At 69.6% G+C, this 22,252-nt stretch carries 24 protein-coding genes and 1 pseudogene; 18 read left to right on the top strand and 7 right to left on the bottom strand.

The annotated features are described in order from the left end of the window. Nucleotides 1-24: 24 nt before the first annotated feature. The 9 genes from L942_RS02490 (at nt 25) to L942_RS02450 (ending at nt 7,138) form a co-directional block, all read left to right on the top strand. Nucleotides 25-771, top strand: a complete 747-nt coding sequence (locus tag L942_RS02490) for an ABC transporter ATP-binding protein (RefSeq protein ID WP_037354262.1) — start codon at nt 25-27, stop codon at nt 769-771. Next, a complete protein-coding gene (locus L942_RS02485; protein ID WP_037354260.1) occupies nt 771-3,209 on the top strand; it encodes an ABC transporter permease in 2,439 nt (812 codons plus the stop codon). The genes L942_RS02490 and L942_RS02485 overlap by 1 nt, the downstream gene beginning before the upstream one ends. A gap of 40 nt (nt 3,210-3,249) precedes the next feature. Beyond that, nucleotides 3,250-3,813, top strand: a complete 564-nt coding sequence (gene pyrE / locus L942_RS02480) for an orotate phosphoribosyltransferase (RefSeq protein ID WP_037354259.1) — start codon at nt 3,250-3,252, stop codon at nt 3,811-3,813. A 102-nt stretch (nt 3,814-3,915) separates the two neighbouring features. After that, complete coding sequence (locus L942_RS02475) at nt 3,916-4,470, top strand: RNA polymerase sigma factor (RefSeq protein WP_037354257.1); 555 nt, start codon at nt 3,916-3,918, stop codon at nt 4,468-4,470. Next, the gene (locus tag L942_RS02470) at nt 4,461-5,018 is read left to right on the top strand and encodes a hypothetical protein (RefSeq protein ID WP_037354255.1); all 558 of its coding nucleotides are present in this window, start codon (nt 4,461-4,463) and stop codon (nt 5,016-5,018) included. The genes L942_RS02475 and L942_RS02470 overlap by 10 nt, the downstream gene beginning before the upstream one ends. After that, entirely contained in the window at nt 5,015-5,377 is a 363-nt protein-coding gene (locus L942_RS02465; RefSeq protein WP_037354252.1) for an Asp23/Gls24 family envelope stress response protein, read from the top strand. The genes L942_RS02470 and L942_RS02465 overlap by 4 nt, the downstream gene beginning before the upstream one ends. Further along, a complete protein-coding gene (locus L942_RS02460; protein WP_051165664.1) occupies nt 5,374-5,676 on the top strand; it encodes a hypothetical protein in 303 nt (100 codons plus the stop codon). Before L942_RS02465 ends, L942_RS02460 begins: the two co-directional genes overlap by 4 nt. 387 nt (nt 5,677-6,063) lie before the next feature. Continuing rightward, nucleotides 6,064-6,462, top strand: a complete 399-nt coding sequence (locus L942_RS02455; protein WP_037354249.1) for a DUF2784 domain-containing protein — start codon at nt 6,064-6,066, stop codon at nt 6,460-6,462. 16 nt (nt 6,463-6,478) lie between these two features. Next, the gene (locus tag L942_RS02450) at nt 6,479-7,138 is read left to right on the top strand and encodes a TrmH family RNA methyltransferase (protein ID WP_037354247.1); all 660 of its coding nucleotides are present in this window, start codon (nt 6,479-6,481) and stop codon (nt 7,136-7,138) included. 454 nt (nt 7,139-7,592) lie between these two features. On the opposite strand, the gene L942_RS44765 is transcribed toward L942_RS02450, so the two are convergent. Then, nucleotides 7,593-7,940 (bottom strand): hypothetical protein, encoded by a 348-nt coding sequence (locus L942_RS44765; protein WP_037354244.1) that lies wholly within the window; start codon nt 7,938-7,940, stop codon nt 7,593-7,595. On the opposite strand from L942_RS44765, the pseudogene L942_RS02440 reads away from it, so the two are divergent. Then, nucleotides 7,896-8,891: pseudogene (locus L942_RS02440) on the top strand (glycoside hydrolase family 76 protein); the annotation flags it as partial. The gene L942_RS44765 and the pseudogene L942_RS02440 overlap by 45 nt on opposite strands. 3 nt (nt 8,892-8,894) lie before the next feature. On the opposite strand, the gene L942_RS02435 reads toward L942_RS02440, so the two are convergent. Next, complete coding sequence (locus L942_RS02435) at nt 8,895-9,761, bottom strand: LacI family DNA-binding transcriptional regulator (RefSeq protein ID WP_037354241.1); 867 nt, start codon at nt 9,759-9,761, stop codon at nt 8,895-8,897. Nucleotides 9,762-9,906: 145 nt separating this feature from the next. After that, nucleotides 9,907-10,926: a LacI family DNA-binding transcriptional regulator gene (locus L942_RS02430; protein ID WP_037354239.1), complete on the bottom strand. Its 1,020-nt coding sequence runs from the start codon at nt 10,924-10,926 to the stop codon at nt 9,907-9,909. 131 nt (nt 10,927-11,057) lie between these two features. Here L942_RS02430 and L942_RS02425 point away from each other — a divergent pair, with 131 nt between their 5' ends. The 8 genes from L942_RS02425 to L942_RS02390 all read left to right on the top strand — a co-directional run bounded on the left by L942_RS02425 (nt 11,058) and on the right by L942_RS02390 (nt 17,229). Beyond that, complete coding sequence (locus L942_RS02425; protein WP_037354237.1) at nt 11,058-12,074, top strand: substrate-binding domain-containing protein; 1,017 nt, start codon at nt 11,058-11,060, stop codon at nt 12,072-12,074. Next, nucleotides 12,071-13,069, top strand: a complete 999-nt coding sequence (locus tag L942_RS02420; protein ID WP_037354235.1) for an ABC transporter permease — start codon at nt 12,071-12,073, stop codon at nt 13,067-13,069. Before L942_RS02425 ends, L942_RS02420 begins: the two co-directional genes overlap by 4 nt. Next, nucleotides 13,066-13,890: an ATP-binding cassette domain-containing protein gene (locus L942_RS02415; RefSeq protein WP_037354233.1), complete on the top strand. Its 825-nt coding sequence runs from the start codon at nt 13,066-13,068 to the stop codon at nt 13,888-13,890. Before L942_RS02420 ends, L942_RS02415 begins: the two co-directional genes overlap by 4 nt. A gap of 7 nt (nt 13,891-13,897) precedes the next feature. Next, nucleotides 13,898-14,764: a PfkB family carbohydrate kinase gene (locus L942_RS02410; protein WP_081654914.1), complete on the top strand. Its 867-nt coding sequence runs from the start codon at nt 13,898-13,900 to the stop codon at nt 14,762-14,764. After that, a complete protein-coding gene (locus L942_RS02405; RefSeq protein ID WP_037354227.1) occupies nt 14,761-15,396 on the top strand; it encodes a nucleoside/nucleotide kinase family protein in 636 nt (211 codons plus the stop codon). The genes L942_RS02410 and L942_RS02405 overlap by 4 nt, the downstream gene beginning before the upstream one ends. Before the next feature lie 18 nt (nt 15,397-15,414). Then, complete coding sequence (locus L942_RS02400) at nt 15,415-15,939, top strand: hypothetical protein (protein WP_037354224.1); 525 nt, start codon at nt 15,415-15,417, stop codon at nt 15,937-15,939. 3 nt (nt 15,940-15,942) lie between these two features. After that, nucleotides 15,943-16,686 (top strand): SDR family oxidoreductase, encoded by a 744-nt coding sequence (locus tag L942_RS02395; RefSeq protein ID WP_037354221.1) that lies wholly within the window; start codon nt 15,943-15,945, stop codon nt 16,684-16,686. A 132-nt stretch (nt 16,687-16,818) separates the two neighbouring features. Continuing rightward, nucleotides 16,819-17,229, top strand: coding sequence for a VOC family protein (locus L942_RS02390; RefSeq protein ID WP_037354219.1), 411 nt, complete (start codon nt 16,819-16,821; stop codon nt 17,227-17,229). A gap of 3 nt (nt 17,230-17,232) precedes the next feature. On the opposite strand, the gene L942_RS02385 is transcribed toward L942_RS02390, so the two are convergent. From L942_RS02385 to L942_RS02370, 4 genes are all read right to left on the bottom strand, one after another. Beyond that, nucleotides 17,233-17,910: a DedA family protein gene (locus tag L942_RS02385; RefSeq protein ID WP_037354217.1), complete on the bottom strand. Its 678-nt coding sequence runs from the start codon at nt 17,908-17,910 to the stop codon at nt 17,233-17,235. Nucleotides 17,911-18,075: 165 nt separating this feature from the next. Further along, entirely contained in the window at nt 18,076-18,900 is an 825-nt protein-coding gene (locus tag L942_RS02380) for a YceI family protein (protein ID WP_037354214.1), read from the bottom strand. Continuing rightward, entirely contained in the window at nt 18,897-21,524 is a 2,628-nt protein-coding gene (locus L942_RS02375; RefSeq protein WP_037354211.1) for an MFS transporter, read from the bottom strand. Before L942_RS02375 ends, L942_RS02380 begins: the two co-directional genes overlap by 4 nt. Then, nucleotides 21,521-22,048 (bottom strand): MarR family winged helix-turn-helix transcriptional regulator, encoded by a 528-nt coding sequence (locus L942_RS02370; protein WP_037354209.1) that lies wholly within the window; start codon nt 22,046-22,048, stop codon nt 21,521-21,523. The genes L942_RS02375 and L942_RS02370 overlap by 4 nt, the downstream gene beginning before the upstream one ends. Nucleotides 22,049-22,252 lie beyond the last annotated feature (204 nt).

Below are 22,252 nucleotides of genomic sequence, written 5' to 3'. Positions count from 1 at the left end.
CCGGCAATCCATAGCGTTTCCCCCATGGCGACTGGGGAAGCGGTGCAGCTCGAATCCGTCCGCAAGGAATACGGCCGGGTGACGGCACTGGACGGGGTGAGCCTGTCGTTCCCGCGCGGCGGCTTCACCGCGGTGATGGGCCCGTCGGGCTCCGGCAAAAGCACATTCCTGCACTGTGCGGCCGGCCTCGACCGGCCGACGAGTGGTTCGGTGCGGCTTGCGGACCAGGAACTGGGCAAGCTGTCCGAAACTCAGCTGACGAAGCTGCGCCGGGACCGGGTCGGGTTCGTCTTCCAGGCGTTCAACCTGCTGCCCGCGCTGACCGTCGAGCAGAACGTCGTGCTGCCGCTGCGGCTGGCCGGCCGCCGGGCGGACCGCCGGCGCGTCGCCGAGATGCTCGGGCACGTCGGCCTGAGCGACCGGCGCAAGCACTTGCCGGGACAGCTCTCCGGCGGCCAGCAGCAGCGGGTGGCGATCGCCCGTGCGCTGGTCAGCCGTCCGGCCGTGCTGTTCGCCGACGAGCCGACCGGCGCGCTCGACACCCGTACCGCGGCCGAAATCCTGGGCCTGCTGTCGGAATCGGTGCGCGGCGGGCTGACCGTCGTGATGGTGACGCACGACCCGGTCGCGGCGTCGTACGCCGACCGGGTCGTCTTCCTCGCGGACGGCCGCGTCGCCGGAGAACTGCACCGGCCGACCGCGACGGCGGTCGCGGAACGCATGACGCACCTCGGCGCCTGGGCCGACCGGGTGCCGGTGGGCGGCTTCTGATGTTCACTCTCGCCTTGCGCACCTTGCGTTTCCGCACCGGCGGGTTCGTCGCCGCGTTCGTGGCCGCGTTCCTCGGCGCGGTGATCGTGTCCGCCTGCGCCGGCCTGATGGAGACCGGGATCCGGTCCGCCACGCCGCCGCATCGGCTGGCCTGGGCGTCGGCCGTCGTGGCCGGGACCCAGGAATTCGAGCTGCGGAAGCATTCGGACAAGCCCAAGACGCAGTCGGTCGCGCTGCCCGAACGGGTCCGGCTGGACCGGTCGCTGGCGGAGACGATCCGCGCGACACCCGGCGTGTCCACTGTGGTCGGTGAGGTGAATTTCCCGGTGTCGCTGGGCAAGCAGCCTCTCGTCGCGCATGGCTGGGAGTCCGCTCGGCTGCCCGGTCCCGCGCCGCGCGCCGCCGAAGTGGTGCTGCCCGCCGCCAGCGGTGCTTCCGTTGGAAGCACGGTTGACCTTGCGGTGCAAGGAAAGTTCAGTCGATACCGGGTTGCCCGGACCGTGGACAGTTCCGACGTGTTCTTCGCTGACGACGTGGCCGACCAGCTCTCCGGGCATCCCGGAAAGGTGGACTATTTCGGCGTGGTCACGGACAATCCGGCTGCTTTGCAGCTCGGTTCGGGGGTGTCCGTGCTGACCGGGGATGAGCGCGGCCTCGCCGAGTTCCCCGAGGCACAGGCGAGCGGCGGTCGGCTGATCCCGTTGTCCGGTGTCGCGGGTGGACTGTCCATTTCGGTCGCGGTGTTCGTCATCGCCAGCACGCTGATGCTGTCGGTGCGGCAGCGGCAGCGGGAATTGGCTCTGCTGCGCGCGATCGGCACGACTCCGCGGCAGTTGCGCCGCATGGTTCTCGGCGAAGCGCTGGTCATCGGCGTGCTCGCGACCGGAGTCGCGGCCGCGCTGGGCCCGGTGTTCGGCCGGTGGCTGTTCGACCAGTTCACTTCAGGCGGCTTCATCTCGCCTGCCGTGCAGTTCCACCAAGGTGCGATCCCGATGCTCATCGCGGCGGGCGCGACGCTGCTCGCCGTCGGAATTTCCGCGCTGGTGGCCGGATTCCGCGTCAGTCGCATCCGGCCGACCGAGGCACTCGCCGAGGCCTCCGTGCCGCGTGGCTGGCTGACTCCGGTGCGGTTGATCGTCGCGTTGCTGTGCTTCGGCGGCGGGACCGCGCTGGGCATCGTCACGCTCGCGGTGATGACGGGACCCATCGCGGCGAGCACCGCGGGTCCGGCGGTGATGCTGTGGGCGATCGGCGTCGCGATGATCAGCCCGGGCGTCACGAAGCTGACCGCGATCCTGTTGCAGGGCCCGATGCGGCTGGTCAGCGGCGTCACCGGCTGGCTGGCGATCACCAACACGCGCAACGCCGCCACCCGTGTGGCCGGCGCGGTAACGCCGATCATGCTCGCCGTCGGTATCGCGACCGCCAACATCTACCTGCAGACCACGACCACCGCCGCCTCCGCGCAGGCCTTCGTCGAAGACCTCCGCGCCGACGCGGTCGTCGCAGGCCCCACCGGGATTTCTCCGGAAGCCATCGACCGAATCCGGCACGCGGACGGCGTCGCGACGGTGTCGCCGTACGTCACCAGCCGGGCGTACCTCATCGCGCCGTTCGACGACAACCAGACCAAGAAGGGCTACCCGGCACTCGGCCTGACTGACGCCACGACCAACGCCGCCACGGTCGTGCGCGGCAACCTCGCCGACCTCACCGGCGACACGGTCGCGTTGCCGGACACCGCGGAGGTGTCGCGGTCGGTCGGCGAATCCGTCACGCTCCGTCTCGGTGACGGGAGCGACCGGACCCTTCGCGTCGTCGCGATCGTGCACCAGCGGCCCGGAGCCGAACAACTCCTGCTGCCCGCCGATCTGCTGGCCGCACACACCACGTCCGGTCTGGCCCGGCAGGTGCTCGTCCGCGCCGAACCGGGTGTCGGCCAGGCCCGGCTGACGCGAAGCCTGACCGCCGCCACCGCTGGTCTCCCGGTGTCCGTCGGCGATCGCGGCACGCTGACCGCGGCGAACGCCAAGGGCGACGAGACCGGCGCGTGGGTGAACTACCTGCTGGTCGGCATGATCGTCGGCTACACGGTGATCTCCGTGGTGAACACCCTGGTCATGGCCACTTCGCGGCGGCGGAGGGAGTTCGGCCTGCAGCGGCTCGGCGGGTTCACCCGCGGCCAGGTGCTGCGGATGGCGGCGGGCGAAGGCGGTCTGATCGCCGCGATCGGCATCCTGCTCGGCACCGTGGTGTCGGCGGGCGCGATCGTGCCGTTCTGTCTCGTCGCGACCGGCCGGGTGCTGCCGGAGGGACCAGTGTCCGTCTACCTGGTGATCATCGCGACCGCGATCGTGCTCGCCTTGCTCGCCGCGGTCCTGCCCGCTTGGGTGGCGACCCGGACGCGTCCGGTGACGGCCGTCGCGACCGGGGAGTGACTCGCGGAAGTTGTCGGTGGCGTGTGTAAGACTCTCGGCCGTGGCGTACCCCGGGTTGGATCAAACTGCGAAGCTCGAACTGGCGAGGCTGGTCAGCGAACTGGCTGTCGTGCACGGCAAAGTCACCTTGGCCTCGGGCAAGGAAGCCGACTACTACGTCGACCTCCGGCGGGCGACGCTGCAGCACGCGGCCGCCCCGCTGATCGGCAAGCTGCTGCGGCAGCTCACCGCGGACTGGGACTACGTCGCGGCCGGCGGGCTCACCCTCGGCGCGGACCCGGTGGCGCTGGCGATGCTGCACTCCGCCGCGGCCGAGGGCGTGGTGCTCGACGCGTTCGTCGTCCGCAAGGCGATCAAGGAACACGGGATGCAGCGCCGGATCGAGGGCGTCGAGGTGCGCGGGCAGCGGGTGCTGGCCGTCGAGGACACCTCCACCACCGGCGGCAGCGTGCTCACCGCGGTCGAGGCGCTGCGCGAGAGCGGGGCCACCGTGGTCGGCGTGGCGACGGTCGTCGACCGCGACACCGGCGCGCGGGAAGCCATCGAGAAGGCCGGGCTCGAGTACCGGTACCTGCTGAACAAGGACGACCTCGGGCTCAGCTGAGGCTCGACCGAGGCTCGGCCGAGCGGGAGTGAGCACAGTCACTCACAATGCGTGCGTGACGAATGCCCGCCTCCTGGTGTCCCCCTAGCGGAAGGGGGTGCCGTGACCACGACAAGTGTCCCGCTCGACGACGCCACCCTCGTCAGCCGTGCGCGAGACGGCGACGTGCGCGCGTACGAACAGCTGGTGCAGCGCTACCAGGGCCCGATGTTCCGGCTTGCCCTGAAGATGCTGCATCACCGCGGCGACGCCGAGGACGTAGTACAGGAAGCGTTCCTCGGCGCGTGGCGGAAGCTGGCGCAGCTGAACGACGACAAGGCGTTCGTCGGCTGGCTGTACCGCGGAACGACCAACCGCTGCCTCAACGTGATCCGGGCGCGCCGCCCGCAGGCCGACGTCGACCTCGACCTGGCCGAATCCCCGCGGCGCGACACGCAGCCCGAGCACGCGGCACAGGTCAGCGGCCAGCTCGCGGCGCTCGACGAGGCACTTCAGACGCTCACCCCGCAGCAGCGGGCGTGCTGGCTGCTGCGTGAAGTGCACGGCCGCTCGTACGACGAGATCAGCGAGATCGTCGGCGCGAACCCCACCGCGGTCCGGGGACGCATCGCCCGGGCCCGCGCGCAGCTGGCGGAGGTGATGAAGCCGTGGAGGTGAACCAGGACTACGAATTGCCGTGCGGCCGGGAACTGGAGACGGTCTGGGAGAACCTGGACGAGGTCGACGACCACCAGGCGGACTGCGTCCACTGCCGTACCGCGCGGGACAGCCTGCTGGCGCTGCGCTCGGCGACGCAGGAGCTGATCGACGAACCGGACCCGACCCCGCCGGACCTGTTCGGCCGGATCATGTCGGCCGTCCGCGCCGAAGTGCGCCGCGGCCAGATGCTGGACCTTTCCGCGACCGAGCCGGGTTCTGTCGAAGTGAGCGAGCAAGCCGTCGCGGTCGTGCTGCGCTACGCGGCCGACTCCGCCGGCGACGTCCGCGCCCGCCGGGTGCGGGTGCGCAAGGTCGGCGTCGATTCGTCCGGCGCGGCCCAGGTCGAGGTCGAACTCACCCTCGCGGTGCGCCTCGGGAACACCAGCGGCGCGGACACGTTGGCCCGCGTACGAGAACTGGTGTCCGCTGCCGCGACCTCGCGAGTAGGTATTTCGTTGGTCAGCCTGGATCTGCTGGTGGAAGACGTATACGAGGACGGGGAATGACCGCCGAATACGTGATCGCCGCCCCGGTGATCGCGAGCGTTGCCGCCCGGGCGGCCGCCGAAACCGCCGGAGTCGTGCGCCTGGAACCCGGGCTGCGCGGCCTGGCGACCGCCTGGGCCCGGGAAGCCCGGCAACGCTGGAAGGGCCTGGAACCGGCTCCCGCGGACGGCGTCCGGGTCCGTGCGCACGAGGACCGCTTGACCGTGGAGGTCGACGTGGTCGTCTCGGGCGCGGACCAGGCCGCCGCCGTGGGCCGCGCCGTGCAACGCGCGGTGGCCCGGGAAGTCCTCGCGCAGACCGGCCGTTCGGTGGACGCCGTCCGAGTGTCCATATTGGACATCGAAGTGGGGCGGCAGTGACCGATCCGCGTTCGCTGACCGGAAGACTCGCCGACGCCCTGTCCGCCATCGACGGCCTCTGCCCCGCGACGAGCATCGCCGCGGAGATCAGCTGGCTCCCCACTGACCCGGCCGGCGGGTCAGTCGACCTGAGTGCCGAATCGGTGGAGGTGCGGGTGGTGGCTCTGCGCTTGCCCCTGCCGCCCCTGCTGTCTGCCGCCGAATCCGAAGTGCGCAAGGTGCTCGACGGCACCGAGTGGGCGGACGCGCGCATCCGCCTGGTGGTGACGGACATCGACGGGGCCGCGTTCACTGGCTGAACGCTCCCCGCGGCTTTCCTCGCCGGTCCTGTCGGCTTCGACGAAGTCGTTCTCGGCATCGATGACGTGCTCTCGATCGAGTTCGCGCACCCCGTCGACGTCGTCCGTACGACAGCGGGCCCGGACGGCGCGGCCCCGGCCTCATGACCTCGAGCTCAGGCCGGGCTTGGGCTAGTCCCGCGCTTCCGCCCGCTTTCTCGCGCGATCCGTGGGCACGGAACGGAGTCATACCGCACGGTCTCCTACCCGGAGTGATCCCTCCGTTACCTGCTGGGTGAACTCGTTGCTCCGGTGGGTCGAACATCACATCAGGTCCCCCTATTTCCCGTTCCCTGGGCGGGTAATCGGAGTAACGTCGCTGGTAGGTGCACTGGGAAGGGGGCGAAGGTGGACACGACGGTCGCGCATGTTCTCGCCGATGTCACCGTGGCGGTGCACATCCTCGCCCTGCTCTTCATCGGCTTCGGCGGCTTCCTCGCGTGGCGGTGGCCGAAGGTCATTTTCGTGCACGTTTTCTTCGCGGTGTGGGGCGTGCTGGTCAATGTCACGCCGATTCCGTGCCCGCTCACCGCGCTGGAGAATTTGTTCCGGCACCAGCAGGGGCTGGGCGACTTGCCCGGCGGGTTCAACGCGTATTACCTCTACGGCACGGTGATCCCGCGCTCGCTTCTGCCGGTGGTGGTCGTGGTAGCGCTGGCGGTACTGGTGATCTCGTACCTGGGTGCCTACCTGCAGTGGCGGCACCGCCACCACGACAGTCCGGCGCACGGCGTCAGCCTGGGCTGAGCGACAATCGTCCTTCGTGACGACGGAACACCCCGAAGCGGGCCCCACCGAGTGGGTGAACCGCGAGGAGGTCGGCGTCGGTCCCTGGCCAGGCGACTGGCCGGACGACCCGCGCTACGACCCCGAACTCCTGGCCAACGGCGACCGCCGCAACGTGGTCGACGCCTACCGCTACTGGCGCCGCGAAGCCATCGTGTCCGATGTGGACACCCGACGGCACCCGTTCCACGTCGCGATCGAAAACTTCCAGCACGACCACAACATCGGCACGGTAGTCCGCACCGCGAACGCCTTCGCCGCCGCAGAGGTCCACATCGTCGGCCGCCGCCGCTGGAACCGCCGAGGCGCGATGGTGACGGACCGCTACCAGCACCTCCGCCACCACGAGGACGTCGCCAGCCTGCTGAATTTCGCCACCGCGGAGGGGTTGACCGTGGTGGCCGTGGACAACACGCCCGGCGCGGAGCCGGTGGAAACCGCCGAACTGCCGAGGAACTGCCTGCTGCTGTTCGGCCAGGAAGGCCCCGGCCTGTCCGAAGCAGCCCAGACCGACTCGGCGAAAGTGGTGTCCATCGCTCAGTTCGGCACCACGAGGTCCATCAACGCGGGCGTCGCGGCCGGAATCGTGATGCACACGTGGATTCGGCAGCACGCGGACCTGTCCCAGGCCTGGTGACCGGGGGCTCGTGAGTGGCTACGCCGGTTAGAACCGGTACCAGCACTCACGAGGTCCGCCTTGATGCTGGCCGCCTGGTTCTGCGCCGACGCTCCCCAGCGGGCAGTCGCCCGGGCCTCGGCGTGGAGAGGCAAGTTCGCCGCAGCGCAGGCAGAATCGCCTTATGAGTGCCGATTCAGCGGAGCCCGCCGACCCTGCCGCGCACGACGACGCGGCTCGTTCTGCGCCGCAAGCGGCTGATCCTCTAGATCGGGCGGCGAATGGGGCGGAGCGCGCGGCGTCGGCCGAGCGCTCGGCAGGCCCGTCCAAGGGAGCAACCGACCCAGTCGAACGCGGCGAAGCGGCTGACCGTGCCCCAGCGGCTGAGGACGCAGCAGCCAGTCGCCCCGACGCAGCCAAGCGTGGCGCGGCAGCTGAGGGGCCAGCAGCCAACCGTGCTGCCACGGCTGACGGTCTAGCCGCCGACCATGCTGACGCGGGCAAGCGTGCCCCCGCAGCCGACCGCACCGAAGCGGCCGACCGCACCGGTGCGGCCGACCGTGCTGCCGCAGCGGGAGGTGCAGCCGCGGCTGGGCGCGCAGCGGCCGATCGTGGCGACGCAGCGGATCGTGACACCGCAGATGAGGGCACAGCAGCCAACCGTGCTGCCACGGCTGGACGCCCAGCAGCCAACCGTGCCGACGCGGCCAACCGTGCCGACGCGGCCGACCGTGCCGACGCGGCCGACCGTGCCGACGCGGCCGACCGTGCCGACGCAGCCGACCGTGCCGCCGCGGCTGAGCGGGCAGTCTGTGCCAGGCACCTACGCCGCCTCTGGGCACTCCCCGGCACCGTCCTAGGCCGCAGCGGTTGGCCGCCCACCCTTGGCCAGCGGCTCCACTGGCACTGGAACTACTGGTGGCAAGCCCACCTCCTGGACAGCCTCGTCGACGCGCAACTTCGGCACCCCACCCGCGAGCGCACGCGGCTGATCACCCGCTTCATCACGACGGTGCACCGCCGCAACTTCGGCTCCTGGGTCAACGACTACTACGACGACATAGCCTGGCTAGGCCTGGCGCTGCAGCGAGTACGCCAACTCGAACTATCCACTGTGGACGAACCCATCGAGGCGATCAGCGAACGGCTGCACGAAGGCTGGACAGAAGACCTTGGCGGAGGAATTTGGTGGCGGCGAGGCGACTCCTTCAAGAATACCCCCGCGAACGGTCCGGCGGCCATCTTTCACGCCCGTACGGGTGATCAAGAACGAGCTGGCGCGATGACGCAATGGCTCACCGACACCCTGGTCGACCCGGAGACCGGCCTGGTCTGGGACGGGATCCGGGCGGACACCGGCGAAGTGGTCAAGCATATTTTCTCGTACTGCCAAGGGGTTTTCCTGGGTGCATGCCTGGAGCAGTCCCGCTGGGACGACGCCGCCCGCACCATCCGCGCGGTCGAGAAACACCTGGCACCACAAGGAATCCTCCCTGGTTCCGAGGGTGGCGACGGTGGGCTCTTCTCGGCGATCGCCGCCCGATATCTCGCGCTCGCGGCCAAAAGCCTGCCCCGTCCGGAAGCGGAGACCGCGAAACAGCTAGTGCAACAGTCAGCGGAAGCCTGCTGGAACGGGGCGGCGCAAGAGAAAACCGGACCGTTGTTCAGCGCCTACTGGGACAAGCCAGCCCCGAACCCGCCGGGCAAAGCGGAACGGGACCTGTCTGTCCAAATTGGAGGATGGATGCTACTGGAAGCTGCCGCTACCCTCTAAAACTCAGCAACCGCACGAAGCGCGGTGCAAAAACCGCGGCGCGAGACGGACGGATTCCGGCCGACGCTCCGGCTCGCGGCAGCGCGCCAGCAGCAACTGCACCGCTCGGCGGCCGATTTCCGAGATCGGTTGCGCCATTGTCGTCACGCCGGGCGAAACCGTGCGCGCCCAGTCCATGTCGCCGTACCCGACGACCGCCAGCTCGGACCCGATCCGGATGCCGCGCCGGTGCGCTTCCCACTGCACCCCGATCAGCATCGCCTCCCCGGCGACCACCAGGGCAGTCGGCGAAGGCCACCCGTCCAGGAGTTTGGCGGCGGCCCGCGCCGCGCCGCCCGCGGTGGATTGGCCGGAGGCGACCAGTTCCGGGTGGTACCGCAGCCCAGCGCGGCCCAGGCCCAGGCGGTAGCCCAGGGCGCGTTCTTCGCTCACCGTGGTGCCTTCGGTGCCGGTGATCAGCGCGATCCGCCGGTGCCGACGCGCGGCCAGGTGCTCGACCAGCGCGGACATCGCCTGGAAGTTCTCCGACCCGACCTGGTCGACGTCGTTGCGGCCGGCGATCCGGTCGACCAAGACCGTGGGCACGCCACCGCGCACTAGCCCGTTCACCACTGCCTCGTCACCGGGGGCGGGCACCAGAAGGACGCCGTCGACCCGGTCCGCCTGCAGTGCGCGCAGCACTTCGGCTTCCTCGCGCGGCGAATCGCCGGTGTCGGCCAGCAGCAGATCGCAGCCCGCGCGTGCGGCAGCGCCGCGGATGGCCCGCAGCAGCTGGTCGTGGTACGGGCTGGCGTGCCTCCCCAATGCCACCCCGAACCGATGGGTGACCGGCAGGTCCCAGTGGGAGACTTCCGGCGCCAGAACGGTCATTTTCCCGGCCCTCGTCGTCGGTACCTACCCAACAGTAGCCACAGTCGGGGCAGCACTGAGAGGGGTCGAGACGATCGGGTCCCGAGAATCACTGAGGTGAGTGAACGGCCCGCGCGGCGGTTACGCGGGGCAGCCAAGACCAGGGCTACGCGCACCCGCACGAAGCCCGGTGGCGCAGGGTCGGCGGCAACCGCACAGTCTCGGCGGGACGTCCGGGATCCGCCAGCCGAGCCAGCAGCAACTGCACCGCCCGGCGGCCGATTTCGTCGATCGGCTGGGCCATCGTCGTCAGCGGCGGGTCGACGAGATCGGCCCATTCGACGTCGTCGTACACCACCACCGGCAGGTCCTGTCCGATCCGCAACCCCCGCCGCCGCGCCTCGTGCAGGACGCCGACCATCATGCTGTCGTTGGCCACCACCAGCGCGGTCGGCGGATCCGGCAGCGCCAGCAGCGTGCTCAACGCCAAGCCGCCGCCGTCGCGAGAAGAGTGTCCGCACGCCACCAAATCCGGCGACCAGCTCAGACCCGACCGGCCGAGGCCGAGCCGGTAGCCCAGCACGCGTTCGTCGCTCGTCGTGAGCCCGGGCGCGCCGGAGATCATCCCGATCCGGCGGTGGCCCAGCGACGCCAGATGCGCGGTCAACGCCGAGGTCGCCTGGATGTTCTCCGCGCCGACCTGGTCGATGTCGGTCCGCGTGGTGAGCCGGTCCATCAGCACGGTCGGCACGTCCAGCGACACCAGTTCGCCCAGCACCGACCCGTCGCCGGGCGCGGGCGTGATCAGCAGCCCGTCGACCCGGCGCGAGCGCAGTGCGCGCACCACGTCCCGTTCGGTGGCCGCGGTGTCGTGCGTGTCCGCCAGCAGCACGGTGTATCCGTTTGCCGACGCCTCTCGCTCGATCGCGTGCATCAGCGCCGCGAAGTACGGGTTCGCGACCAGCGAGATCGCCATCCCGATGGACCGCGTACCCCCGGTGACCAGCGAGCGCGCGATCGCGTCGCCGGTGTACCCGGTCGTCTCGATCGCGCGCAGCACCGCGGCTTTCGTCTCCTCGGCCACCGCCCGCGTTCCGTTGACGACGTGCGAGACGGTCGTGATCGACACACCCGCCATTTCGGCGATGTCACGCTGGGTCGGGCGGGTCGAGCGAGGTCGCGGCATGTCCGTCCTTCATCGGGAGAGCGAAACCAGGAGCGTTGCCAAGCGTTTGCGCAAACGCTTGCGTCTAGCAGTGAGTCTGTCTACCTTCCCGTCCATCGGCAAGCTCGCACCTCGATTCGGAGGGCATCTCCATGAGACACCGGAGTCTCACCGCACTCGCCTTGGCGGCCGCTGTCGCGGTCTCCACCGCCGGGTGCACCGTCGAACGGCACTGGGGCGGCAGCTCCCGGACCGGCAGCGGCAAGGCCAAGGTCGGCCTCGTCACGAAGACCGACACCAACCCGTACTTCGTCGAACTGCGCAGTGCCGCGGCCGCCGCGGCCAAGGCCAACGGCGCCGACTTCAGCGCTCTCGCCGGCCAGTTCGACGGCGACAACGACGGTCAGGTGCGCGCCATCGAGAACCTGATGCAGCAGGGCGTCAACACCATCCTGATCACGCCGAGTTCGTCCACCGGCGTGCTCAAGGCCATCAAGGACGCCCGCGACGCCGGCATCCTGGTGATCGCCCTCGACACCGCCACCGAACCGCCGGACGCGGTCGACGCCACCTTCGCCACCGACAACTTCGCGGCGGGTGAGCAGCAGGGCGCGTACGTCAAAGCGGCGCTCAAGGGCGCGGACCCGAAGCTGCTGATGGTCGACGGCACGGCGGGCAGTTCGGTCGACACCCAGCGGCACGGCGGCTTCCTCAAGGGCATCGGGCTCAAGGACGGCGCGCCGGAGATCAAGGGCCACACCAACGCCAACGGCGACCAGAGCCTCGCTCAGCAGGGCATGGAGAACCTCCTGCAGCGCACCACCGACCTCAACGCGGTCTACACGATGAACGAGCCGATGGGCCGCGGCGCGTACGCGGCTTTGAAGGCGCGTGGGCTCAACAACCAGCTCGTCGTCGGCTCGATCGACGGCGGCTGCGAGGGAGTGCAGAACGTCAAGAACGGCCAGTTCGCCGTCACCGTGATGCAGTTCCCGCGGAAGATGGCCGAGCAGGGCGTGCTCGCGGCGGTCGAGTACGCGAAGACCGGGAAGAAGCCGAGCGGGTTCGTGAACACCGGCTCCACCGCGATCACCGACCACCCGATGCCGGGAGTGCCGAGCAAGGACACCGCCTGGGGGCTGCAGAACTGCTGGGGAGGCGGGAAATGACGACCGCGACGGCTAAAACGGTCAACAACCGCGAGCGCGAAACGCTCGGCGAGTTTTTCCTCCGCGCCCCGGCGGTCGGTCCGGCACTGGCGCTGATCGTGGCGATCTTGGTGTTCTCCTTCGCCACGGACACCTTTTTCGACCTGGACAATCTGTCCACAGTGGTCCAGCAGTCGCTGGTGGTCGGCACGCTCGCGCTCGGCCAGACGCTGATCATCCTGATCGCGGGCATCGACCTTTCCAACGCGTCGTCGATGGTCGTGGCGACGCTGGTGATGGCCAAGCTGGCGGCGGTCACGAACGTTTTCTTCGCGCTGCTGGCCGGGGTCGCGCTGACCGTCGTCGTCGGCCTGTTCATCGGCACCTTGGCGACGCGGATCAAGCTGCCCGCCTTCATCATCACGCTCGGCACGTTCACCGGCCTGACCGCGGTGGCGAAGCTGATCGCGGGCGGCCAAGCGGTTCCGGTGTCCGACGGACTGCTCACCTGGCTCGGCACGAAGCGGTACCTCTTCGGCGGCATCCCGATCACCTACGGCATGACGCTCGCGCTGCTGATGTTCCTCGCCGTTTGGTACGCGCTCACGAAAACCGCGTGGGGCAAGCACGTTTACGCGGTCGGCAACGCGCCGGAGTCCGCGCGGCTGTCCGGCATCAAGGTCAACCGCACCGTGCTGTCGGTCTACCTCGTCGCCGGCCTGTGCTTCGGCATCGCCGCGTGGCAGGCGCTCGGCCGCACGCCGAACGCCGACCCGAACCAGTTCCAGCTCGGCAACCTCGACTCGATCACCGCGGTGGTGCTGGGCGGCACGAGCCTGTTCGGCGGACGCGGTTCGGTGCTGGGCACGCTGTTCGGCGCGCTGGTCGTCGCGGTGCTGCGCTCGGGACTGACGCAGATGGGCGTGGACGGCAACTACCAGGACCTGGCGACTGGCGCGTTGCTGATCGCCGCGGTGGTCGTGGACCGGATCGCACGGAGGCAGCAGCAGTCATGACTTCCTCGAACGAGCAGCAGCCCACCCTTTCCGCGCGCGGCCTGGTGAAGCGCTACGGCCGGGTCACCGCCATCGACGGTGCCGATTTCGACCTTTACCCCGGCGAAGTGCTCGCCGTCGTCGGCGACAACGGGGCCGGAAAGTCCAGTCTCATCAAGGCGTTGTCCGGCGCGGTGGTGCCGGACGCCGGGGAGATCAAAGTGGACGGAAAGACGGTCCACTTCAAGTCCCCTTTGGACGCGCGGCACTACGGAATCGAGACCGTGTACCAGGATCTGGCCGTCGCGCCGGCGCTGGACATCGCGTCGAACATGTTCCTGGGCCGGGAAAAGCGGCTCAAGGGACCGTTCGGCATCGGGCTGCGCAAGCTCGACACCGCGACCATGCGCACCGAAGCGCAGCGGATCCTCGACGACCTCGGCATCCAGGTCAAATCCATTACCCAGCTGGTGGAAACGCTTTCCGGCGGCCAGCGGCAAGGCGTCGCGGTGGCGCGCGCGGCGGCGTTCGGCACCAAAGCGGTGATCATGGACGAGCCGACGGCCGCGCTGGGCGTCGCGGAATCCGCGAAGGTGCTCGAGCTGATCGGCCGGATCCGCGACCGCGGTCTCCCGGTGGTGCTGATCAGCCACAACATGCCGCACGTCTTCGAAATCGCCGACCGGATCCACGTGCACCGGCTCGGCAAACGCGTCGCCGTGGTGTCGCCGAAGACGCACAGCATGAACCAGGTGGTCGGCCTGCTCACCGGTGCGTTGAAGCTCGACGAGACCGGCGAGGTCGTCGAGGTCGCGTCCACCACGCACGCCGGGTTGACCTGACGTGCGAGTGCTGCTGGCGGGCTTGTGCACCGTCGACGTCGTACAGCGGGTCGCGGAATTCCCGGAACCGAGCGAGAAAGTCCAGTCGCTGCAGGTGGATGTCGCGGCCGGCGGGCCGGCGACGAACGCCGCGGTGACCGTCGCCGCGCTCGGTGCCGAAGCGACCCTCCTGACGGCCCTCGGCACCCACCCGCTGGCCGCGCTCGCCCGCGCGGACCTCGAAGCCTGCGGCGTTGCCCTGGTCGATCTCGCTCCAGCACGCGCCCAGGCTCCGCCGGTCAGCGCGGTCGTGGTGCGGGACGGCGACGGCGAACGCACCGTCGTCTCCCGCAACGCCGCCGCCGACGAGCCGCTCGAAGTGCCGGACCTGGCGCCGGTTTTCGAACGCGTGGACGCCGTCCTCGTCGACGGGCATCATCCCGAGCTAGCGCTTGCTGTCGCGCACGAAGCCCGCACCCGCGGAGTGCCGGTCGTCCTCGACGCGGGCAGCTGGAAACCGGTACTGGACCAGTTGCTGCCCCTGGTCCACGTGGCAGCCTGTTCGGCGCGGTTCCGTGCTCCCGCACCGAGTCTGGCCGAACGCGGAGTGTCAGTGACGATCACGACGGCGGGCCCGGAGCCGGTCGCCTGGAGCACTACGGAAGACTCTGGGCAGGTCCCCGTGCCGCTCGTCGAAGCGCGGGACACCCTGGGGGCCGGAGACGTGTGGCACGGTGCGCTCGCGTACGCGGTCGCGACGCGGGAAGGCGCGGTCGCCGACTGGATCGGATACGCGAACGCGGTGGCCGCGGAGCGGGTCCGGCACGTGGGGCCGCGTTCGTGGACCGGGCCGGTCGGGAAGCTGGCGAAGAGCGGAGAAGAGGGAGTGCGATGACGGCGTTCGAGGATCTGCTGGCGCGGGCCGAGAAGCTGGCCAAACCGCGGGAACGGCACGTGCTCGGCATCGTCGGCGCGCCCGCCTCCGGCAAGACCACGCTGGCCTGGGCGATCGCCAACGCGCTCGGTTCGCGGGCCGCGGTCGTCGGGATGGACGGCTTCCACCTGGCCCAGGTCGAACTGCAGCGGCTCGGCCGCACCGACCGCAAGGGCGCGCCGGACACTTTCGACGCGGCCGGCTACGTGCACCTGATCCGCCGGCTCGCCGAGGGCCGCGAGACGGTCTACGCGCCGGAGTTCCGCCGGGAGATCGAGGAGCCGATCGCCGGTGCCGTCCCGGTCGCGCCCGAGGTCCAGCTGGTCATCACCGAGGGCAACTACCTGCTGCTTCCGGACGACCCGTGGAGCGGCGTGCGGCAGTACCTCACCGAGGCGTGGTTCCTCGCTCCGGACGAGCCGGAGCGGATCGAGCGGCTGGTGTCCCGGCACCGGCGCTACGGCCGTTCGCTCGTCGAGGCGCGGCAGCGCGCGCTCGGCTCGGACCAGCGCAACGCGGACCTGATCGCGAGCACCCGCGACCGCGCCGACCTGGTGCTCGAGAACCTGCCGCTGACGAATTTCGCCCTCTGAGCAGGCTCTGCGCAGGTGATGTTCTCCGATCCGGCGACGACGGATCCCTACGCCGGCGCGGTCACCTGGGACCGGGCCGGCGAAGCCCGGATCGCCGTGCTGTACCCGCCGTACGTCCCGCTCGTCCGCACGCACCTGAACGGACTGCGAGCGCTGGTCGACCGGCGGCTGTCCGACCTTGAGGCCCCCTTCGCGGATCCGAGGCTGGCGCTGCTGGTGGAACGGATGCGGGAGGCCAGCGACGTGCCGCCGGCCGAACCGGAGGTGCTCGCGGACGTCCGAACCCGGCTGGACTGGGCGCTGTCGGTGCTGCCCGAGCACGGCGGGGTCCTCGAGCTGCACACGCCGATGCACCAATGGTGGTGGGGGCGCGCACTGCTCGATGTGTGCACGGCGATCAGCGCGCTGCTGGGAGCGTGGCTGCGGGGCGAAGCGGTGGACGGGCAGCACTGTCCGGACGACGCGACGTGGTGGATGTGGATGGCGCAGATGCGCTGGCTCGACGCCCAGTTCGTCGAGCCGCTCAAGCCAAGTGGGGAGTGACCTGTGGGGGTTTTGGTCGTCACCGGCGGCAGCCGGGGGATCGGCGCGGCGATCTGTGATTTGGCCGCGACCCGTGGCTACGACGTGGTGGTGAACTACTCCGGCGACCCGGCTCCGGCCGAAGAAGTGGCCGACCGGGTGCGGAGCCGCGGTGCGCAAGCGCTTGCGCACCGGGCCGATGTGTCCGATGAACAGCAGGTCAGCGAGCTTTTTTCGGCGGCGGCCGAGCTGGGTCCGCTCGTCGGTTTGGTGAACAACGCGGGCATCACTGGCAACACACCCGGCCGGCTCGACGAGCAGCGTGTCGAGACCGTGCGGCGGGTGCTGGACATCAACGTCACCGGCGTTTTCCTGTGCTGCCGGGAGGCGGTGCGGCGGATGTCGACGCGCTACGGCGGTTCCGGCGGAGCGATCGTGAACGTCTCGTCCACGGCTTCGCGGAACGGCTCGTCGGGCGAATGGGTGCACTACGCGGCGTCGAAGGCGGCGGTCAACACGCTCAGCCTCGGCCTCGCGCGGGAGGTCGCCGACGAGGGAATCCGGGTCAACGTCGTGTCCCCCGGCCTGGTCGATACCGGGTTGCACGCCGCCGCGGGGATGCCGGACCGGCTCGACCGGCTCAGCCCGGCCATCCCGCTCAAGCGCGCCGGCCAGCCGGAAGAGATCGCCGCGGCCGTGCTGTGGATGCTGTCCCCGGAGGCGTCCTTCACCGTCGGCGCGGTGCTCGAGGTCGGCGGCGGCCGCTGATCCATCTCGGACAGTGAGACGCCGGGCGACAGGCAGATCACGATTGACCCCGGAACTCGGTCAACTCGCCCGTAGCGGTTGTCCCGGTGTGCGAGTCTGGACCGAGGGGTTGAAAGGACGGCCGCGAAAGTCATGCCCAAGCTCACGTCTGTGCACCATCTGGCGCTCACCGTGACCGATGTGGACCGAAGTGTTCCCTGGTACGTCCGGGTGCTCGACCTCGAGGAAAGCCATCGGCGCGAAGACCCGGAAACCGGGGTGCGCAAGGTAGTTCTGCGTTCGGCCGGAGACGGCTTCTCCGTGGTGCTGGTCCAGCATCCGGACACCGAGAGACCCGCCTTCGACGAACGCCGCACTGGTCTGGACCACGTCGCGTTCTCGGTGTCGTCGCGGGCCGAGGTCGCCGAATGGGAAGACCGCCTGCGGGAGTACGGCGTTTCCTACCTGCCCGCCACGGAATCGCAGACCTTCGCCGGCTCCGCGGTGATCGTGTTCCGCGATCCGGACGGCATTCAGCTGGAAGTCTGGTCCGACCCGTCCTGAAACTCAGGCGTGCGCGTCGTCGGGTTCTTCGACCGGACGCCGCATTTCCTGGCGGTAGCGCAGCACGCCGTACGCGGTGCCGAACACGAAGAACGCGATGCTCACCCAGAGTGCGGCGGTCTTGACCCACGGGATGGCGTCGAGCAGACCCGCGCCGTAGTAGCCGAGCAGCACGAGCGTCGGCACCCACAGCAGCCCGCCGACGGTGGTGGCGAGCAGGAAGCGCCGCGAATCCATCCGCGCGGCACCGGCGATGAGCGGGGCCAGCGTGCGGATCCACGGGATCCACCTGGCCGCGACGATCGCGAAGAATCCCTTGCGGTCCAGGAACGCTTGCGCGCGTTCGAGGTTGTGCCGGTTGAGCATCCGCCCACCGCGCCGGGCGATCAGCGTGGTGCCCGCGCCGCGCCCGATGTAGTAGCCGATCTGGTTGCCGAACACGGCGGTGACCAGCGCGGCCCCGGACAGCAGCCACGCGTTGAGGTCCGAGCCGTGCTGGGCGAGCACCACGCCCGCGCCGAACAGCAGGGAATCGCCCGGCAGGAACAGGCCGATGATGAGCGCGCACTCGATGAGCACGAACGACAGCACGATGACCCAGACGAGCACCGGGCCGGCGGTGTCCAGCCAGCTCAGGCCGATTCCCGCGGCGTGCGCGGGCTGGGCGGCGTCGAGGTTCACGCGAAGAGCCTACGTGGCTGGGCGCGGCTGCAGTACGCAACCATCGAATCCTCCGCAGTTGGTGACTTTGGGTATTCCTGGGATAACCAGACTGTTCACCCTTTTCGCCCAGGACAACGAACCGGCCGCCCGGAACAGTTCCCGGGCGGCCGGTCGCGGTTTTCTCTAGAACTGCGGCAGGGACTCGCCCTGCACCGCCTCGATGTCCAGCTCCACCTTCACGGTCGTGCCGATCGCGGCCACGCCCGCCCGCACCATCGCGCTGTAGTTGATCGCGAAATCGTTGCGGTGCAATTGCGTTTCGGCGTGGAACGCGGCACGCACCCCGCCCCACGGGTCCGGGCCGTGCCCGGTGTAGCGCAGGTCGAGCGTGACGTCGCGGCGTTCGCCGTGCAGCGTCAGCACTCCGCGCAGCGCCCAGTTGTCCGTGCCGAGCTGGGAAAGCCCGGTGCTTTCGAACGTGATGAGCGGATACGCGTCGACGTCGAGGAATTCGGCCGAACGCAGGTGGTCGTCGCGCATCTTGATGCCGCTTTCGATGCTGCCCGCCTTGATCTCGGCGCGCACGCTCGACCGCTCGACCGGCCGGGCCACATCGATCCGCCCGGCCACGTCCGGGAACCGCACCTTGATGCTCGCGATGCCCATGTGCCGCGCGGTGGCGACCACCGACGAGTGCATCGGGTCGATCGTCCACGGCCCCTCGGGCGGCAGTTCGATCGCACCGGAAACCGGCATGAGCGCGATGTCGCCGAGCAGGCCGGCCCCGTCGGAGCCGATCTGCACGGTGCGGGCCAGCGGCGTGTACCCCGGCGCGGTGATCACGGCGGTGTAGACGCCCGGGGGCAGCGGGTCAGTGACCACTGCCCCCTTCGCGTCCGTGACCTGCCGCGCGACCTGGCGACCGTTCAAGTCGGTGACTGTGAGCACCGCGTTCTCGACCGGCCATCCGCCGTTCGAGCGCAGCTGTGCGCGCAGGCCCCCGCTCATGCGCGATCGACCAGCTCGTCGAGCGCCTGGTCGTAGCCCAGCCGCACGTCGTGCTGGGCTTCGCCGTCGTTCAGCGTCACCTGGCTGGTGGCGGGCGGGTAGCCGCTCGCCACGACCGTGTAGGAGCCGATCGGCAGGTCGCTGACCACGTACCGGCCCTCGCTGTCGGTGCGGGCCACCGCCGCGACGTTGCCGTTCGCGTCGAGCACGGTGATCCGCGCGTCCGGCACGATCCGGTCGCCCTCGGTGCGAGCGACGCCCTGGAGCAGCACCGCGCCGGCGAGTTCGACGTCGTGGCGCAGCACGCCGCTGTCCGGCACCGTCAGCGTGACCGCGACCGGGCGGTAGTGCGGGCCGCTCGCGACCAGCGTGTACTGCCCGGCGCCGACGCCGCTGAAGGTGTAGACGCCGTCCTCGGCGGTGATGAACGCGCCGTTGACCTCGCCGCGCGAGTCGGTCAGCGTGACCGTCGCGTTCGCCAGCGGGGTCGCGGTGCCGATCGAACGGACCACGCCGGTCAGCTCGCCGGATCCGGTGAGCGTCACGTCCAGGTTCGCCGGGTGCCCGCCGACCACCACGCTGGAGGCCTGCGGCTGGTGCCCCGGAGCGGACACGATCAGCACGTACGTTCCCGGACCCTGGGTCGGGATCGAGTAGCTGCCGTCGCCGTTGCCGGTCGCCCGTGCCACCTGACGGCCCTGCTGGTCGATCAGGGTCAGCGCGGCCGCGCTCACGTGGCTGCCGTCCTGGCGGCGCACGTGGCCGGTGACCGGGACGCCGCCCGAGCCGGCGGTCGTGCCGAATTCGGCGTCGGCCACCGAGTTGGTGATCGGCATCGGCCGGGCGTCAGCCACCGCCTGTGCGTCCCCGTGCCCGTTGGTCAACGCGTGCTTCCCTCCTGCTCCGACGAGCACTGGCTCCTTCGGTCCTTCCTCGAACAGCGAACCCGCGGTCTTCAGCTCCGCGGTGTCGTCCGCGGCGGGGGTGGGCTCGTCCAGGCCTTCCAGCAGCGCCTCGCCGCCTTCGACCGCGGCCGCCGCCGGGTTCATGCCCGCCAGCGGGATCTCCTTCATGAACAGCAGCACCAGCGTGGCCAGCAGCGCGACGCCGCCCGCGGTGTAGAAGACCGTCGTGATGGACTCGGTGAAGCCGATCAGGATCGGCGTGCGCACCGCTTCCGGCAGCGTCTGGATGACGCTGGTGTTGCTGGACACGTCGCCGAGCTTGCTGCCCGCGCCAGGGGGCAGGTGCCCGCCGAAGGCCTTGGTGATGTTGTCCGGCAGCACGTTGAACAGAATCGTCAGGAACACCGCGACACCGGCGGTACCGCCGATCTGGCGGAAGAACGTGGCCGACGCGGTCGACACGCCCATGTCCTTGCGCGGGCCCGCGTTCTGCACCGCGATGATCAGCGTCTGCATGCACTGGCCGAGACCGAGGCCGATGATCAGCGCGGCGACCAGCGGGTGCCAGATCGGGGTGTCGTACTTGACCTGGGCGAAGAAGAACGCGCCCGCGGCGATCAGCAGGGTGCCGATGATCGGGAAGATCTTGTAGCGCCCGGTCTTCGACGTGATCCGGCCGGAGATGATCGACGCGGACATGATGCCGACCATCAGCGGCAGCATCAGCAGGCCCGACTGGGTCGGCGTGTAGCCCTGCACGACCTGCAGGTACTGCGGGATCATCGTGATCGCGCCGAACATCGCCACACCGACGATCACGCCGCCGATGATGGCGACGGTGAAGGTCGAGTTCTTGAACAGCCGCAACGGGATGAGCGCGGCGTCCTTCATGAGTTTTTCGACGACGATGAACAGCACCACGCCGACGCCGCCGATGCCGTACATCCAGATCGACTTCGTGTCGCCCCAGCCCCACTTCTGGCCCTGTTCGGCGACGATCAGGAACGGCACCACGGCGATGACCATGGTGAGCGCGCCCCACCAGTCGATCTTGTGGTCGTGGCGGTTGTGCGGGACGTTCAGCACCTTCGCGACGACGAACAGCGCGATGACGCCGATCGGCACGTTGATCAGGAACACCCAGCGCCAGCCGTGCAGGCCGCCGAGGGTGTCGAAGCCGGCGAAGAAGCCGCCGAGCACCGGGCCGAGCACGGTCGAAGTGCCGAACACGGCGAGGAAGTAACCCTGGTACCGCGCGCGTTCCCGCGGCGGGACCACGTCGCCGATGATCGTCATGGCCAGCGACATCAGACCGCCGGCGCCGAGACCCTGCACCGCGCGGAACGCGGCCAGTTCGTACATCGACGTCGAGAACGACGCCGCCGCCGAACCGGCGACGAAGATCGCGATCGCGGCGAGGTAGAACGGCTTGCGGCCGTAGATGTCGGACAGCTTGCCGTAGATCGGCGTGGCGATCGTCGACGTGATCAGGTACGCCGTGGTCGCCCACGCCTGCAGGTCGAACCCGTGCAGGTCGTTGGCGATCCGGACGATCGAGGTTCCCACGATCGTCTGGTCGAGCGCGGCGAGGAACATGCCGCACATCAGGCCGCTGATGATCGTGACGATTTGGCGGTGGGTCAGCCGCGGACCGCTCTCGCTGTTTTCAGCGGGCGCTCCCCCTCGCGACTGAGGTTGTTTTTCAACGGTGGACGTCATGCGTTCGAGGCCCCCTTGGCCTGTGCCGCCGCCATGCTGTCCGACAGCGACGGATTGTTCTGTTCGATACCTGTGTTGAGCCGCGCGAGAAGCTTGTTGAGCGTCTCGCGCTCCTCCTGGCTCCAATCGCCGAGTACTTCGGCCAGCCACCGGGCGCGGTGCTTGCGGTTTTCGTCGAAGACGCGGAGGCCTTCGGCGGTCGGGGCGAGCAAGCAGGCGCGGCCGTCCTCGGGGTCGGCCTGCCGTTCGACGAGTCCGTGCTGCACGAGCGAGCTGGACTGCCTGCTGATCGTGGAGATCTCCGAGTGCAGGAACTCGGCCAGCTTGCTGGTGCGTTGCGGGCCTTCGTGGACGAGGCAGAAGAGGATCGCGTACGCGGCCCTCTCGATCCCGTCCGGTCCGTGCTTGGCGACCTGGGACTTCGCCTTGTTGATCAAGCGCATGAAGCGGACCAGCTCGTGTCCGAGCTGGTCGGCAAGGTCGAGGTCGGCCTCTGGCCTGACGGCGGAGTTCTGAGGTGCCATGTGGGTCTTCCTTGGGGTGGAGCAAACCATTGGTTGGCGACTGCAACTAGTTGCCTAGAGCAAGAGTGTGCCCGTACGGCGGATTCCGCAAGCGGTCGACCCGTGGTTGTGTCACAACACACTTTAGTTGCCGCATGCAAGCAGATTTCAACCGGAGGGGTATCGTCCGGTTTCTCCCGATATGGGGACGCTGCTGGTCATCGG

The organism is Amycolatopsis orientalis DSM 43388, assembly GCF_000411975.1.
Lineage (GTDB): Bacteria > Actinomycetota > Actinomycetes > Mycobacteriales > Pseudonocardiaceae > Amycolatopsis > Amycolatopsis orientalis_D.
This window is presented reverse-complemented; position numbering and strand designations above follow the sequence as displayed.